This is a genomic window from Pseudomonas sp. R3-41, from assembly GCF_054161485.1.
Map to the genome: position 1 here is coordinate 812,930 of NZ_CP096421.1, position 14,484 is coordinate 827,413.

At 63.6% G+C, this 14,484-nt stretch carries 19 protein-coding genes; 13 read left to right on the forward strand and 6 right to left on the reverse strand.

The window, feature by feature from the left end:
- From M1D99_RS03690 to M1D99_RS03700, 3 genes are all read right to left on the reverse strand, one after another.
- The gene (locus M1D99_RS03690) at positions 1–1,266 is read right to left on the reverse strand and encodes an ABC transporter permease (protein WP_458131382.1); all 1,266 of its coding nucleotides are present in this window, start codon (positions 1,264–1,266) and stop codon (positions 1–3) included.
- Between the two features lies 1 nt (position 1,267).
- Positions 1,268–1,978: an ABC transporter ATP-binding protein gene (locus M1D99_RS03695; RefSeq protein WP_186707691.1), complete on the reverse strand. Its 711-nt coding sequence runs from the start codon at positions 1,976–1,978 to the stop codon at positions 1,268–1,270.
- Between the two features lie 159 nt (positions 1,979–2,137).
- Entirely contained in the window at positions 2,138–2,731 is a 594-nt protein-coding gene (locus M1D99_RS03700) for a DUF2796 domain-containing protein (RefSeq protein ID WP_458131383.1), read from the reverse strand.
- Between the two features lie 120 nt (positions 2,732–2,851).
- Between M1D99_RS03700 and M1D99_RS03705 the strand changes: the two genes are divergently transcribed.
- Positions 2,852–3,199, forward strand: a complete 348-nt coding sequence (locus M1D99_RS03705; protein WP_458131384.1) for a hypothetical protein — start codon at positions 2,852–2,854, stop codon at positions 3,197–3,199.
- Here M1D99_RS03705 and trxA read toward each other — a convergent pair.
- The 3 genes from trxA to M1D99_RS03720 form a co-directional block, all read right to left on the reverse strand.
- Entirely contained in the window at positions 3,193–4,065 is an 873-nt protein-coding gene (trxA, locus tag M1D99_RS03710) for a thioredoxin (RefSeq protein ID WP_186707688.1), read from the reverse strand. The two genes, M1D99_RS03705 and trxA, sit on opposite strands and share 7 nt — an antisense overlap.
- A 180-nt stretch (positions 4,066–4,245) precedes the next feature.
- A complete protein-coding gene (locus M1D99_RS03715; protein WP_458131385.1) occupies positions 4,246–4,902 on the reverse strand; it encodes a class I SAM-dependent methyltransferase in 657 nt (218 codons plus the stop codon).
- A complete protein-coding gene (locus M1D99_RS03720; RefSeq protein WP_186707686.1) occupies positions 4,899–5,363 on the reverse strand; it encodes a YbaY family lipoprotein in 465 nt (154 codons plus the stop codon). The genes M1D99_RS03715 and M1D99_RS03720 overlap by 4 nt, the downstream gene beginning before the upstream one ends.
- A 127-nt stretch (positions 5,364–5,490) precedes the next feature.
- On the opposite strand from M1D99_RS03720, the gene nrdR reads away from it, so the two are divergent.
- From nrdR to M1D99_RS03780, 12 genes are all read left to right on the forward strand, one after another.
- Complete coding sequence (gene nrdR, locus M1D99_RS03725) at positions 5,491–5,955, forward strand: transcriptional regulator NrdR (protein WP_163006734.1); 465 nt, start codon at positions 5,491–5,493, stop codon at positions 5,953–5,955.
- Positions 5,952–7,085 carry a bifunctional diaminohydroxyphosphoribosylaminopyrimidine deaminase/5-amino-6-(5-phosphoribosylamino)uracil reductase RibD gene (gene ribD, locus M1D99_RS03730; protein WP_434574048.1) on the forward strand — a complete coding sequence of 378 codons (1,134 nt, stop codon included), beginning with the start codon at positions 5,952–5,954 and terminating at the stop codon, positions 7,083–7,085. The genes nrdR and ribD overlap by 4 nt, the downstream gene beginning before the upstream one ends.
- 46 nt (positions 7,086–7,131) lie before the next feature.
- Positions 7,132–7,794 (forward strand): riboflavin synthase, encoded by a 663-nt coding sequence (locus tag M1D99_RS03735; protein ID WP_186729645.1) that lies wholly within the window; start codon positions 7,132–7,134, stop codon positions 7,792–7,794.
- A 16-nt stretch (positions 7,795–7,810) separates the two neighbouring features.
- Positions 7,811–8,902, forward strand: coding sequence for a bifunctional 3,4-dihydroxy-2-butanone-4-phosphate synthase/GTP cyclohydrolase II (gene ribBA / locus M1D99_RS03740; protein WP_053125811.1), 1,092 nt, complete (start codon positions 7,811–7,813; stop codon positions 8,900–8,902).
- A 246-nt stretch (positions 8,903–9,148) separates the two neighbouring features.
- Positions 9,149–9,625 (forward strand): 6,7-dimethyl-8-ribityllumazine synthase, encoded by a 477-nt coding sequence (gene ribH, locus M1D99_RS03745; RefSeq protein WP_003206025.1) that lies wholly within the window; start codon positions 9,149–9,151, stop codon positions 9,623–9,625.
- Positions 9,622–10,122, forward strand: coding sequence for a transcription antitermination factor NusB (nusB, locus tag M1D99_RS03750; protein WP_186707683.1), 501 nt, complete (start codon positions 9,622–9,624; stop codon positions 10,120–10,122). Before ribH ends, nusB begins: the two co-directional genes overlap by 4 nt.
- Positions 10,123–10,296: 174 nt before the next feature.
- On the forward strand, positions 10,297–11,262 hold the full coding sequence (gene thiL / locus M1D99_RS03755) for a thiamine-phosphate kinase (protein WP_186729646.1): 966 nt from the start codon (positions 10,297–10,299) through the stop codon (positions 11,260–11,262).
- The gene (locus M1D99_RS03760) at positions 11,259–11,762 is read left to right on the forward strand and encodes a phosphatidylglycerophosphatase A family protein (protein WP_053125805.1); all 504 of its coding nucleotides are present in this window, start codon (positions 11,259–11,261) and stop codon (positions 11,760–11,762) included. Before thiL ends, M1D99_RS03760 begins: the two co-directional genes overlap by 4 nt.
- Before the next feature lie 11 nt (positions 11,763–11,773).
- Positions 11,774–12,532 carry a substrate-binding periplasmic protein gene (locus tag M1D99_RS03765; protein ID WP_186707681.1) on the forward strand — a complete coding sequence of 253 codons (759 nt, stop codon included), beginning with the start codon at positions 11,774–11,776 and terminating at the stop codon, positions 12,530–12,532.
- A 109-nt stretch (positions 12,533–12,641) separates the two neighbouring features.
- Positions 12,642–13,259, forward strand: a complete 618-nt coding sequence (gene ribA / locus M1D99_RS03770) for a GTP cyclohydrolase II (protein ID WP_014340439.1) — start codon at positions 12,642–12,644, stop codon at positions 13,257–13,259.
- Entirely contained in the window at positions 13,256–13,675 is a 420-nt protein-coding gene (locus M1D99_RS03775) for an MFS transporter (protein WP_458131386.1), read from the forward strand. Before ribA ends, M1D99_RS03775 begins: the two co-directional genes overlap by 4 nt.
- Entirely contained in the window at positions 13,675–14,460 is a 786-nt protein-coding gene (locus tag M1D99_RS03780; protein WP_458131387.1) for a cobalamin-binding protein, read from the forward strand. Before M1D99_RS03775 ends, M1D99_RS03780 begins: the two co-directional genes overlap by 1 nt.
- The last annotated feature ends 24 nt before the right edge of the window (positions 14,461–14,484 follow it).

Sequence of the window (14,484 nt, forward strand, 5' to 3'; positions counted from 1 at the left end):
TCATAGACGGATCGACAGGCCGTCGGCCAACGATTGGCGATAGGCGCGCCAGGCCGGCACGCTGCCCATCAGCAGGGCGGCGACCAGGATGCCAGCCAGCAGCGTCCATTCATATTCGCTCGGCCAGCCCAGCGGCAGGTACAAACCGTAGGCCGACTGCACGTAACCCTGGGCGGCGGCGATGCCGATGTACAGCAGTGCCAGCCCGGCGGTGACCCCGGCCAATGCCAGGGCAAAGGCTTCGAGCACAAGCAGCGTCGCGATGTGCCACGGCCGCGCGCCCACCGAACGCAGGATCGCCATTTCCCGGCGACGTTCGTTGAGGCTGGTGAGGATTGCCGTGAGCATGCCGATCAACCCGGTCAGGACCACGAACAGCGAAATCACGAACAGGGCTTTCTCCGCCGTACCCATCAGGCTCCACAATTCCTGTAGGGCTACGCCGGGCAGGATCGCCAGCAGCGGTTCGCCACGGAACTCGTTGATCTCGCGTTGCAAGGCAAAGGTCGAAATCTTGCTGTTGAGGCCAAGCATGAACGCGGTGATCGCCTGGGGCGTGAGGTCCATGTTGCGGGCCTGGTCGGCGCTGATGCGTCCGTTGCCCTGGGCCGGCACACCGTTCTTCCAATCAACGTGGATCGCTTCCATGCCGCCGAGGCTGATGTGCAGCGTGCGGTCTACCGGGGTGCCGGTGCGCTTGAGAATCCCGACCACAGTGAAGGGCTTGTCGTCATGCTTGACCAAGCTGATCGCCGCCACGCCGTGGGCCAGCACCAGTATGTCACCGAGCTTGTAATGCAGCGCTTCGGCGACTTCGGCGCCGAGCACCACTTCGAACGGATCGGTGGCGAACGCCCGGCCATCGGCCAGTTCCAGGTGTTGCCGGCGGCCGTACTGGTAATGCTCGAAGTAGGCCTCGGTGGTGCCCATCACCCGGTAGCCGCGATGGGAGTCGCCGAGGGACATGGGGATCGCCCACTTCACTTTCGGGTTGTTGGCGAACTGCTCGAAGCTGTCCCAGCGAATGTTGTTGGTGGCGTTGCCGATGCGAAACACCGAGTACAGCAACAGGTTCACGGAGCCGGAGCGGGCGCCGACGATCAGGTCGGTGCCGCTGATGGTGCTGGCGAAACTGGCCCGCGCCTCGGTGCGCACCCGTTCCACCGCCAGCAGCAGGCACACCGACAGGGCGATGGCGAACGCGGTGAGGATCGCGGTGAAGTGGCGGTTCGCCAGGCTGGCCATGGCTAGACGGAACAAATACATCTCAAACCTCGAGTGGCGTGGCGGCGCGATTGAGATCGGCCAGCGAGAGGTGGCGGTCGAACAGCGGTGCCAGGCTCTGGTCGTGGCTGACGAACAACAGGCTCGAGCCGGCCTCGCGGCATTCAGCGAACAACAGCCGCAGGAAGTTTTCCCGAGCGTCGTAGTCCAAGGCCGAGGTTGGTTCGTCGGCGATCACCAGTTCCGGTTGGCCAATCAGCGCCCGAGCCGCGGCGACCCGTTGTTGCTGGCCGATGGACAGCGAGTCGGCGCGGCGCTCCAACAGCTTCGCATCGGTCAAGCCCAGGTGGGCCAGCAGCGTGGCGGCGGCTTGATCGACACTGCCGTGGCGCTGGATGGCCCGTTGCGCACGCAGCTTGGAGAAATGGCAGGGCAGTTCGACGTTTTCGCGCACCGAGAGAAACGGCAGCAGGTTGAATTGCTGGAAAATGTAGCCGGTGTGGTCCACGCGAAAGCGGTCGCGGCGGCCGGCGCCCAGTTCGCTGAGTTCCTGGCCGAGCAGGCGGATGCTGCCGCGATCCGGCGTCTGCACCCCGCCCAGAAGCCCTAGCAACGTGGTCTTGCCGCTGCCGCTCGGGCCCTTGAGAAACAAGGTTTCGCCGGCTTCCAGGCGAAACGCCGGGATATCCAGCAAAGGCGGATGCCCGGGCCAACTGAAGCCCAGGTCGGACAGTTCGATGAGTGCTTGGGTCATGTTTGTCGCTTCAAAGTGGAACCTGTGGAAGACCTGTGGGAGCCGAGCTTGCTCGCGATGAGGCCATCACATTCAACTGGGTAGCTGACGGTTGGACTGCTATCGCGAGCAAGCTTTGCTCCCACCAGGCTTGCTCCCACATTTGGGTTTTGCGGTGAATCAGAATTTCAGGGCTGGCGCCTTGGCCGTCACTTCCACACCTTTCTGGCCGCTCGGGCCGATCAGTTGTACCTGAATTTTCTGAGTGGCCGGGAAGGTTTTGAACAGTGTGGCCAGGTCCAGGTTCTTCAAGGCGCCAGGGGCAGCGCAGGTGAACTGGTAGTGGGCATGGATCTCGCTGTGCTCGCCGTGGTGCTCGTCGCCATCAGCGTCCTCGTCATGGTCGTGATCGTGGTCCGGTTCATCGCCAAACAACGGGCTTTCCAGTTCCTGCTGGGCCACGGTGCACGTGGCGGCGGCCGGCAGGTTGAACAGCGCCAGCGGCTTGTCCAACTGCGCCCGTACGGTGGCGACCTTGGCTTTGTCGGCATCGTTGGTGGCGGCGTGTTCGAAGCCCACCAGGTTCATCGCCGGGCTTTCCAGCTCCAGTTCCAGGGTCTGGCCATCCAGGGCGGCGTTCAGTCGAGCAACGCCGTGTTCATGGGCGCCGAGGCTGCCATGTTCGTGATCATGATCGTGGTCATGCTCCACCGCCGCGTGAGCGACAGCCAATGGCAGCAGGGCGAACGGCAAAGCGAGAAGCAGACGACGCATGACGAGTCTCCGAAAAGGTTATGTAATCTTATAACGAAAGTGCGCAGAGTTTGACCGGCTGCTTGGCGTCGCGCAAGGGCCATGGGAGCATGCGTACATGAAATATTCAGGAGCACGGTGATGTTGCGGATACGCGGAACCGTCGGCGAATGGCCGGTGGACTTGACGATTGAAATGGATGAAGGCGATTGGGCGCAGCTCGGCGCGCAGTTGCAAGTGGCCAAGTCCGAGAGCGTAGTGACGCCTGCGGCCAAACCGGCGAATCAAGATGATGGCCAATGGCAGATCGCCAAGGAACTGCTGCGCAAGGCCGGACAACTGAGCGGCCCGGACCTGCTGGAACAGCTCGAAGGCCTGACCGGCAGCGCCTCGGCGGGCAAGCGCCTGTTGGTGCGCTTGCGCCATAGCGCCGAGGTCAAGGTGCTGAGCGGTGCGGATACACCGCTCTACAGTTGGGTCGGTCAGTAAAGCGCGGCGAACAGCTTGCGGCGATAGGTCGTCACCAGCGGATGGTCGTTGCCCAGCAGTTCGAACACTTGCAGCAAGGTCTTGTGGGGCAGGCCTTCGCTGTAGCCGCGGTTGCGCACGAACAGCTTGAGCAGCGCATCGAGGGCCGCTTCGTACTGCTGGCGCGCCAGTTGCTGGATCGCCAGTTGGTACACCGCTTCATCGTCCTGCGGGTCTTTCGCCAGGCGGGCCTTGAGGTCGGCGGCGTCCGGCAAGTGCTTGGCCAAGCCGAGGAACTGGATCTGCGCCTTGGCACCGGCGAGGGCGGCCTTGTGCTCGTCGCTTTTCACCGCGTCGAGTACCGTCTGCGCTTCGTCCAGCTCGCCGCGCTCGGTCAGGCAGCGGGCGTACAGGATCAGGGCCTTGGCGTTGGTGTTGTCTTCACCCAGCAATACCGTGAGCACGGCTTCGGCATCGGCGAAACGACCGTCGTCGAACAGCGCCTGGGCCTGTTCGAACGGATCGGCCGCGGCCGGCGGCGGCATTTGCACATGGGGTTCGAGCATCGTCCGCACCGCCGATTCCGGCTGGGCACCGGCAAAGCCGTCAACCGGCTGGCCGTCCTTGAACAACACCACGGTCGGCAGGCTGCGAATGCCGAAACGGGCGACAATGTCCTGCTCGATGTCGCAGTTGACCTTCGCCAGCAGCAGTTCGCCCTGATAGCTCTCGGCAATGCTTTGCAGCATCGGCATCAGCGCCTTGCACGGCGCGCACCACTCGGCCCAGAAGTCCACCAGCACCGGTTTGTGGAAAGAGTTGGCGATCACCGACTGATCGAAATCGGCCGTGGTGGCGTCGAAGATGTAGGGCGTTTCCTGAGTCATGGGCAATCTCGTAGAGCGCTTGAATGGGGCAACTATACGGCTTGGTGGGGGGTGGCTGAAAGCGGCGAGGACTTTCGTCTTGTGGTGTCTGGTAGGACGCCTTCGCGAGCAAGCCCGCTCCTACAATGGATCCCAAGTGTTCATGCGACCCCTGTGGGAGCGGGCTTGCTCGCGAAGCTTTTAGCCGCGCCGAGCGTGGTACAGGCTCACATGCCGAAACTCCTCCGGCTCGGCCAGGTCCGGCAGGGTCATGGCCTGGAGCATTTCGATACGCCGGTACAGCGGATGCTGGAAATCCCGCACCCGGGAATCGGCCACCAACGCCTCACGGCCACGGCTGAGGAATTGATCGAGCAGCGGCAGGTTGGCCCGGTCGTAGAGCACGTCGGCGACCAGGATCAGGTCGAAGCGATCAGCCTCGGCGAAAAAATCCGTCGAATAACCCAGCGCCACACCGTTGAGCGCGGCATTGGCCTGGCACGCGGCAATCGCCAATGGGTCCAGGTCGCAGGCCACCACTTCCAGGGCCCCGGCCTTGACCGCCGCGATCCCCGCCACGCCGGAGCCGGCGCCAAAATCCAGCACCCGCTTGCCCTCTACCCACCGCGGCTGTTCGGCCAGGTAGCGGGCCATCGCCAGGCCGCTGGCCCAGCAGAAACTCCAATAGGGCGGCTCGTGGAGGATGCGCCGGGTTTCTTCCGGGCTGAAGGCGCGGTCCATGTTGTCGCCGTCGATCAGCCACAACTTCAAATCAGTGCCGGGTAGCGGACAAGCCACCAGGCGCGCGTCGCCCAGCAATTCACTCAACGCCCGTTGCAAGTCTTGCGGTGCACTCATGGGGCTTTGACGAATTGCAGGGTGCCCAACGCCTGGGTAGTCGGTTGACTGATGCGTTGCTCCGGTAAGTGCAGGATCAACTGGCCGGACTGGCTGGCGCGGCCACGCAGTTCCACGCGGGCGCCGACCGGGAAGGCTTGCGGGTTGAAGCGCAGGCGGAAGGGCAGGGCCTGATTGGTGCCGATCAGGCTGGAACTGGCGAGCAATTGCTGAGGACGGTCTTTCTCGTCGATCACCAGCAACGCCAATTCGACCTCGGCACCGGCCGGCACGCCTTGCAAGGTGCCGCTCAACTCACGTTGATGCGCCGGCAGCGGCCCCAGCTCGGTGGCTTGCCGGGCCTTTTCCTGGGCCTGTTTCGGCGCGGGGGCCGGAGCGGGAGCGGCGGGCTTTGGGGCATCGCTGCTGCACGCCATCAGCAGGCTGAAAAAACTGAGCAAAACGAGCGATCGTAGCGGCATGTGTGGCTCCAGCAAGGTGAATTCCATGGATCTGACGGTAAGCCCGTCTGTATACCGTAAACCCTATGGCTTGTCTTGCCAGTGGGATGCGCTACCATGGCCCTCCCTTTTTTTGTTGCCTGCCACCATGCACTGTCCCTTCTGCGGTGCCAACGACACCAAGGTCATCGACTCGCGACTGGTCGCCGAGGGCGAACAAGTCCGCCGCCGCCGCGAATGCCTGGCTTGCGGCGAACGTTTCACGACGTTCGAGACCGCTGAACTGGTGTTGCCGCGCCTGATCAAAACCGACGGCAGCCGCCAGCCGTTCGACGAAGAAAAACTGCGCGCCGGCATGCAGCGCGCCCTGGAAAAACGTCCGGTGAGCGTCGAGCGCCTGGAAGCGGCGCTGGTGCACATCAAGCACAAGCTGCGGGCCACCGGCGAGCGCGAGGTCAAGTCCCTGGTGGTCGGAGAGCTGGTGATGGCCGAGCTGCAGAAGCTCGACGAAGTCGCCTACATCCGTTTCGCCTCGGTATACCGACGCTTCCAGGACCTGAACGAGTTCCGCGAAGAAATCGACCGCCTAGCCCGCGAACCGGTGAAACAATGACCGCCTCGGCGCAGCAGGCCGTCCTCGACGCCCATTACATGGCCCGTGCCCTGGAGTTGGCGCGGCGCGGTCACTACACCACCCACCCCAATCCCCGGGTCGGTTGCGTGATCGTGCGGGACGGGCAGGTTGTCGGCGAAGGCTGGCACATCCGCACCGGCGAGCCCCATGCCGAAGTCCATGCCCTGCGCGCCGCCGGCAATAATGCCAGGGGCGCCACGGTCTACGTGACCCTCGAACCGTGCAGCCATCACGGGCGTACGCCGCCTTGTGCCGATGCGTTGGTCAATGCCGGCGTGGCGCGGGTGGTGGCAGCGATGCAGGACCCCAACCCGGAAGTCGCCGGTCGCGGCCTGCAGCGCCTGGCCCAGGCCGGCATCGCCACGCAAAGCGGCGTGCTGGAAGGCGAAGCGCGCACGCTCAACGAAGGTTTCCTCAAGCGCATGGAGCAGGGCCTGCCGTTCGTGCGGGTCAAGCTGGCCATGAGCCTTGATGGCCGCACCGCCATGGAAAGCGGCGAAAGCCAGTGGATCACCGGCCCGGCCGCACGCTCGGCGGTGCAACGCCTGCGCGCCCAGGCCAGCGTGGTGTTGACCGGCGCCGACACGGTGCTGGCGGACAACGCCCGGTTGACCGTGCGCGCCGATGAACTGGGGCTCGATGCCGAGCAGACCGCGTTGGTCATGAGCCGCCCGCCGCTGCGGGTGCTGGTGGACGGGCGCCTGCGGGTGCCGCTGGATGCGGCGTTTTTCAAGGCCGGCCCGGCGCTGGTCGCTACCTGCATGGCGGTGGAAGAACAATACGCCAACGGTCCCGAATGCATGATCGTGGCCGGCGATGACGGCCAGGTCGATCTGCATCGCCTGCTGGTGGAGCTGGCGGGCCGTGGCGTCAATGAGGTGCTGGTGGAGGCCGGTCCGCGCCTGGCGGGGGCTTTCGCCCGGCAGGGGTTGGTGGATGAGTTCCAGATTTTCATCGCCGGCAAATTCCTCGGCTCTTCGGCGCGGCCACTGCTGGACTGGCCGCTGGCGCAGATGAAAGACGCCCCGGCGCTGAAAATCACCGAAATCCGCGCCGTGGGCGATGACTGGCGAGTCATCGCCATTCCCGTTCCACCGGCCAGCGTATAATTCCCGGCTTTCGCTCAAGCGGCGGCCCGTTCTCGAGGAGGACTCCATGTTTACCGGCATCATCGAATCCATCGGCAGCATCCGTGCACTCACCCCCAAGGGCGGCGATGTGCGGGTCCATGTCGAAACCGGCAAGCTCGACCTGAGCGACGTCAAGCTGGGCGACAGCATCGCGGTAAACGGCGTGTGCCTGACCGCTGTCGAATTGCCGGGCAACGGTTTCCTGGCGGACGTCAGCCGCGAAACCCTCGACTGCACGGCCATGAACGACCTCAAGAGCGGCAGCCCGGTCAACCTGGAAAAAGCCTTGACCCCCACCACTCGCCTGGGTGGGCACCTGGTCAGCGGCCACGTGGACGGCGTCGGCGAAGTGGTCTCGCGCACGGATAACGCCCGGGCCGTGGAGTTTCGCATCCGCGCCCCGAAGGAACTGGCCAAGTACATCGCCCATAAAGGCTCGATCACCGTCGACGGCACCAGCCTGACGGTCAACGCGGTGGACGGCGCCGAATTCCTGCTGACGATCATTCCCCACACCCTGAGCGAAACCATCATGGCTTCGTACCGGCCAGGTCGCCGGGTCAACCTGGAAGTCGACTTGCTGGCCCGTTACCTCGAGCGCCTGCTGCTGGGCGACAAGGCCGCAACGCCTGCAGCCGGTAACATCACTGAAAGTTTTCTGGCCGCCAACGGCTACCTCAAATCCTGACCCAAGGGGGTGCCGCGTGGCGCTCAATAGCATCGAAGAACTGGTTGAAGACATCCGCCAAGGCAAGATGGTCATCCTCATGGATGACGAAGACCGCGAGAACGAAGGCGACCTGATCATGGCCGCCGAATGCTGCAAGGCCGAACACATCAACTTCATGGCCAAGCATGCCCGTGGGCTGATCTGCATGCCGATGACCCGCGAGCGCTGCGAGCTGTTGAAGCTGCCGCTGATGGCGCCGCGCAACGGCTCGGGCTTCGGCACCAAGTTCACCGTGTCCATCGAGGCCGCCGAGGGCGTAACCACCGGGATCTCCGCCGCTGACCGCGCGCGCACCGTACAGGCCGCTGCCGCCCGGGACGCCAAGGCCGAAGACATCGTCAGCCCCGGCCATATCTTCCCGCTGATGGCCCAGGCCGGCGGCACCCTGGCCCGCGCCGGCCACACCGAAGCGGCGTGCGACCTGGCGCGCATGGCCGGTTTCGAACCCAGCGGCGTGATCTGCGAAGTGATGAACGACGACGGCACCATGTCCCGTCGCGCGGAACTGGAAACCTTCGCCGCCGAACACAACATCAAGATCGGCACCATCGCCGACCTGATCCACTACCGGATGATCCACGAACGTACCGTTCAGCGGATTGCCGAGCAGCCACTGGACAGCGAACTGGGCCAGTTCAACCTGGTGACCTACCGCGACTCGGTGGAAGGTGACGTGCACATGGCGCTGACCCTGGGCACCGTATGCGCCGAAGAACCGACCCTGGTGCGTGTGCACAACATGGACCCGCTGCGCGACCTGCTGATGGTCAAGCAACCCGGCCGCTGGAGCCTGCGGGCCGCCATGGCCGCCGTGGCCGAGGCCGGCAGCGGCGTGGTGTTGTTGCTCGGTCACCCGCTCGATGGTGACGTGCTGCTGGCGCACATCCGCGAAACCGCCGACCAGGCGGCGCCGAAAAAACCGACCACCTACAGCATCGTCGGTGCCGGTTCGCAGATCCTTCGGGACCTGGGCGTGCGTAAAATGCGCTTGATGAGCGCACCGATGAAATTTAATGCGATATCCGGTTTCGATCTGGAAGTTGTAGAATACGTGCCCTCTGAATAATGGCCCGGGGATTGCGGCATTATCGTTAAGGCTTGTTGGATTCATTGTGGCGAGGGAGCTTGCTCCCGCTTGGGTGCGCAGCGCCCACCAAAAAGGGCCGCTACGCAGCCCAGCGGGAGCAAGCTCCCTCGCCACAGAGGATGTGCAAGTGAACGAGATGGCGGGATCCACAGCCCTGTATTCGTGGCTAATATCACTGAGGAGCGTGTTATAGAACGCGCTCTGGCTCTTTAAGAGATCTGACGAATGACCCTGAAGACCATCGAAGGTACCTTCATCGCCCCCAAAGGCCGCTACGCTCTGGTAGTGGGCCGTTTCAACAGTTTCGTGGTCGAGAGCCTGGTGGGCGGTGCGGTCGATGCCCTGGTTCGCCATGGCGTGAGCGAAAGCGACATCACTATCATCCGCGCCCCTGGCGCCTTCGAAATTCCGCTGGTTGCGCAGAAAGTCGCTCAAAAGGGCGAATATGCGGCGATCATCGCCTTGGGCGCGGTCATTCGTGGCGGTACTCCGCACTTCGAATACGTGGCTGGCGAATGCACCAAGGGCCTGGCCCAGGTGTCCATGGAGTTCGGCGTGCCGGTCGCTTTCGGCGTGCTGACCGTTGATTCCATCGAGCAAGCCATCGAACGTTCCGGCACCAAGGCCGGTAACAAAGGTGCCGAAGCTGCCCTGTCCGCCCTGGAAATGGTCAGTCTGCTGGCGCAGTTGGAGGCCAAGTGATTAGCGACGAAAGCGATCGTTTCAACCCGCGCGATCCAAAGCCTGCGGATGCCGGCAAGCCGTCGAAAAGCGTCAAGCGCCGTGAAGCCCGTCAGCTCGCGACGCAAGCGCTGTACCAATGGCACATGGCCAAGCAATCGCTGAACGAGATCGAGGCGCAATTTCGAGTCGATAACGATTTCAGTGATGTCGACGGTGCTTATTTCCGCGAGATCCTGCATGGCGTGCCGGCTCACAAGACCGAGATCGACATCGCCCTGGCACCTTGCCTGGACCTGACGATCGACGAGCTGGACCCGGTTGAGTTGGCGGTGTTGCGCCTGTCCACCTGGGAACTGATGCAGCGCGTCGACGTGCCGTACCGCGTGGTGATCAACGAAGGGATCGAGCTGGCGAAAGTCTTCGGTTCCACCGATGGTCATAAGTTCGTCAACGGTGTGCTCGACAAGCTCGCCCCACGCCTGCGTGAAGCCGAAGTGAAGGCGTTCAAGCGCTGATTGGTGCTTGCAGCGGTGTCCTGTCTCGCCCATGCGTTCGTTTTTTGTCGAGTGACTGTTGGTGCCAGACAAGGCGCCGCGACGAGTCATAGCCCGCTATGGCGAGGAGCGGCAACGCAGTATGGCGCCAACGGGCGCCGATAAAAGAACAGCATGGGTGAGACAGGACACTTAATGGGTGAGTTCGAGCTGATCCGTAACTACTTCGCCGCCGCGCCTTGTGCGCAGGGCGGCGAGGGCGTTGCGCTGGGGATCGGCGACGACTGCGCCCTGCTGGCCGTTCCTCCCGGGGAACAGCTGGCGGTGTCCACCGACACGCTTGTGGCCGGCGTACACTTTCCAGACCCTTGCGATCCGTTCCTGCTCGGCCAGCGCTCGCTGGCCGTGGCGGTCAGTGACCTGGCCGCCATGGGCGCCAAGCCCTTCGCCTTTACCCTTGCCTTGACCCTGCCGACGGTGACCACCGATTGGCTGCAAGCCTATGCCCGCGGTTTGAACCTGATGGCCCAGGCCTGTGGCGTGGCGCTGGTGGGAGGCGACACCACACGCGGGCCGCTGAGCCTGACCATGACAGTGTTCGGCCATGTGCCTGGCAGCCAGGCCTTGACCCGCGGCGGCGCGCAGCCCGGCGACCTGCTGTGCGTCGGCGGCGAGTTGGGCAATGCCGCCGGCGCATTGCCGTTGGTGCTCGGCCAGCGTCACGCCGAGCCCGCCATCGCCGAGCCGCTGCTGGCTCATTATTGGTCACCGCGACCACAGATCGCCTTGGGCCTGGCGTTGCGGGGCAAGGCCAGCGCGGCGATGGATATTTCCGATGGCTTGCTGGCCGATTGCGGGCATATCGCCCTCGCATCCGGGGTGGCCTTGCAGGTGGAACGGGACCGACTGCCGCTGTCCAACGCTCTGCTAGCGTTTTTTGGCCGGGCGGATGCTGAGCAGGCCGCCCTGAGCGGCGGTGACGATTACGTGCTGTTGTTCGCCGTGCCACCGAGCCGATGGCCGGCGTTGCAGGCCGAAGGCGGGCCGATCCACGTGATCGGCAGCGTACTGGCCGGGCAGGGCGTCACGCTGGTCGACGACGTCGGACACGACATCACCCCGCAAACACGGGGCTATCAACATTTTCGGGAGACACCGTGACAGATCATCCCAACCAGGTCCCGGCAGAGTTCGTTCCGCCTTCGGTCTGGCGCAATCCCTGGCATTTCCTGGCGTTTGGCTTCGGTTCGGGCACTTTACCCAAAGCGCCGGGCACCTGGGGCTCGCTGGTTGCGCTACCCTTCATACCGTTGTGGCAGATGTTGCCGGACTGGGGCTACTGGTTGATGCTGGGCATCACCATGCTGTTTGGCTTCTGGCTGTGTGGCAAAGTGGCGGACGACCTGCGGGTGCACGACCATGAAGGGATCGTCTGGGACGAAATGGTCGGCATGTGGATCACCTTGTGGCTGGTACCGGAAGGCTGGTACTGGTTGCTGACGGGATTTCTGGTGTTCCGTTTCTTCGATATCCTCAAGCCGTGGCCGATCCGCTGGATCGACCGACATGTGCACGGAGGTGTCGGGATCATGCTCGACGATGTACTGGCCGGGGTGTTCGCCTGGCTGGCAATGCAAGGATTGGTGTGGTGTTTCACCTGAAGGAGCCAGGCATGGGCGTAAGCCGCGCACTACTGCTGTTGCTGTGTTTGGGAGCCTGTGTGGGAGCGGGGGCGGCCCAGTCGGCGCCATTGCCCGACAAGATCCGTGCGGCCAGCGAGGAATGGGCCGATTACACCCAGGCCGATGGCCAGGGCATGGGTTGGGACATCTTGCGCGCGGTGTTCGAGCCCGAAGGCGTCAAGCTGGAGATCCGCAGCGTGCCTTACACCCGCTCGATCGGGTTGGTGCAGCGCGGTGAGGTCGAGGTGCAGGTCGGCGCCTATCGGGATGAGTCCGAAGGTGTGCTGTACCCGAAGTGGCACTATGACGTCGATCACATCTATGCCCTGGGGCTCGCCTCCAAGCCGTCCCCCACGCTGGCGACGGTAGGCAATTACCGGCTGGTGTGGATGCGAGGGTACGAATACAACAACTACCTGCCCAATATCCGACGCTTCAATGAAATCCACCGCGCCGTGGGCATCTTGCCGATGCTGGTCCATGATCGTGCCGATTTTTATATCGATGCGTTGATGGAAATCCAGGATGTGCTCGCCAAGGCCGAGAACCCGAAGCAGTTCAAACTCTCGCCGTTGATCAATTTGCCACTGTATCTGGGCTTTGCCAACAACGCCAAGGGGAAGGCACTGAGCGAACTGTTCGATCGGCGGATGGAAGTGCTGGTGAAAACCGGCCAGTTGAAACCGATTTTCGAACGCTGGAAGCAACCCTATCCTTTTGACGAGCACGGCCAGCCACCGAAGCCTTGATCAAACTTTTCGATAGTGATGGCCGATAATTCAGCCTAAGCGTCTGCCGGATCGTGCTGTTACAATGCCCGCCTCTGCGAATCTCCAGTACTAGATCAGGAGCACACCGGTGCCTGTCGTTTTTGTTGCCGCTTCCAAGCTGCCAACGCCCTTTGCGCAATTCACCATGCATGGTTTTCTCGATGAAGCCACCGGCCGCGAGCACGTTGTGTTGAGCCTGGGTGATTTCGCCGACGGTTCTCCGGTGTTGGGCCGCTTGCATTCCGAATGCCTGACGGGCGATGCATTGTTCAGCCAGCGCTGCGATTGCGGTTCGCAACTCGAGGCCGCGCTGCAGGCCATCGCCCGCGAAGGCCGTGGCGTGTTGCTGTACCTGCGCCAGGAAGGCCGTGGCATTGGCCTGTTGAACAAGATCCGCGCCTATGAGCTGCAAGACGGCGGCGCCGATACCGTGGAAGCCAACGAACGCCTGGGCTTTGCCGCCGACCTGCGTGACTACAGCATTTGCCTGCCAATGCTGGAGCACCTGGGCGTGAAGTCGCTGCGCTTGATGACCAACAACCCGCGCAAGGTCAAGGCGTTGACCGACATGGGCATCGTGGTGGCCGAGCGTGTGCCGCTGCACACCGGTCACAACCCCCACAACAAACTCTACCTGGCGACCAAGGCCAGCAAGCTCGACCACATGATGGGCAACGAGCACCAGGGCGAGGTTGATCGGGCGTGACGCGCGGTCAGGTTCGGCGGCGGCTGTCGGTCAGTTGGTGGCAATACCTGGCCCTGGCCTTGCTGCCCTTGTTTGTGATCAACGCGGTGTTCGGCCAGGGCGAAGCGATTCTGCCGGTGCTGGCGATGCCGCTGTTCATTGCCGGCGTGGCGTCGATGTTTGTCAGCCTGCGCTTCTTCGGGCCGTATAAACAGGCCTTGATCGCCACCCAGAAAGCCCTCGACACGCCCGAAGAACCCCAGGCCTGGATTGATTTGGCGGCCCGTCGCCGCGCCGCTTTGCTGGTGGCCGGGTTGCCGGCCTGGATTGGCGCCCTGGCGGTGTTCGTTGGGCTGGAAGCGGTGCCGTTGATGCTGCTGGCCTTGTCGACCGCCGTGTTGTTCTACTTGTACCGCATCCCGCGTCAACTCGGCTGATGAGCCGCTGGCTGGCGGTCTTGCTGCTGGCCGTCAGCGCCTCGACGATGGCGGCCTCGCGGGTCGTCAGTCTCGCGCCGTCGCTGTCGGAAATCGTCGTTGAGCTGGATTCCGCCGACCTGTTGGTGGGCGTGCTGGATGGCGGTGATCGTCCGCCGGTGCTCAAGGCAGTGCCCTCGGTGGGCCGTTACGGGCAACTGGACATGGAGCGCTTGCTCAGCCTCAAGCCCGATCTTCTCCTGCTCTGGCCCGGCAGTGTCGGCCCGGCCCAGCGCGAGCAGCTTAAAACGCTGGGCATTCCCATCTACATCGCCGAGCCTCGCAGCCTCGACCAACTCATCACGCAAATCGAAACCATTGCCTTGCAACTCGGTCGTCCGGAGCGCGGCGTGCAGCGGGCGGCGCAGTTGCGCGTGCGTCTTGAGGGGTTACGCCAGCGCTATCGACGGGACCCGCCGTTGCCGGTGTTCTACCAAGTCTGGGACCGGCCGCTATACACCGTCGGTGGCGGGCAGATCATCAGTGATGCGCTGGCGGTGTGCGGGGCGCGCAACGTCTTCGCCGACCTGAGCGTGCCGGCTCCGCAGGTGAGTGTGGAGGCGGTGCTGCAGCGCAATCCACAGGTCATCCTCGCCACCGAACAGGCGCAGCTCGATGCCTGGAAAACCTGGCCGGTGGCGCAGGGGCGATTGCTGCTGGTCAATGACAAGGGGCTGGAGCGGCCCAGTGGGCAGATGATCGAGGCGACGGCGCGGTTGTGTGAGTTGATTGCGCCGGACAGGTAGACCGCGGCGCCCCCAATCGCGAGC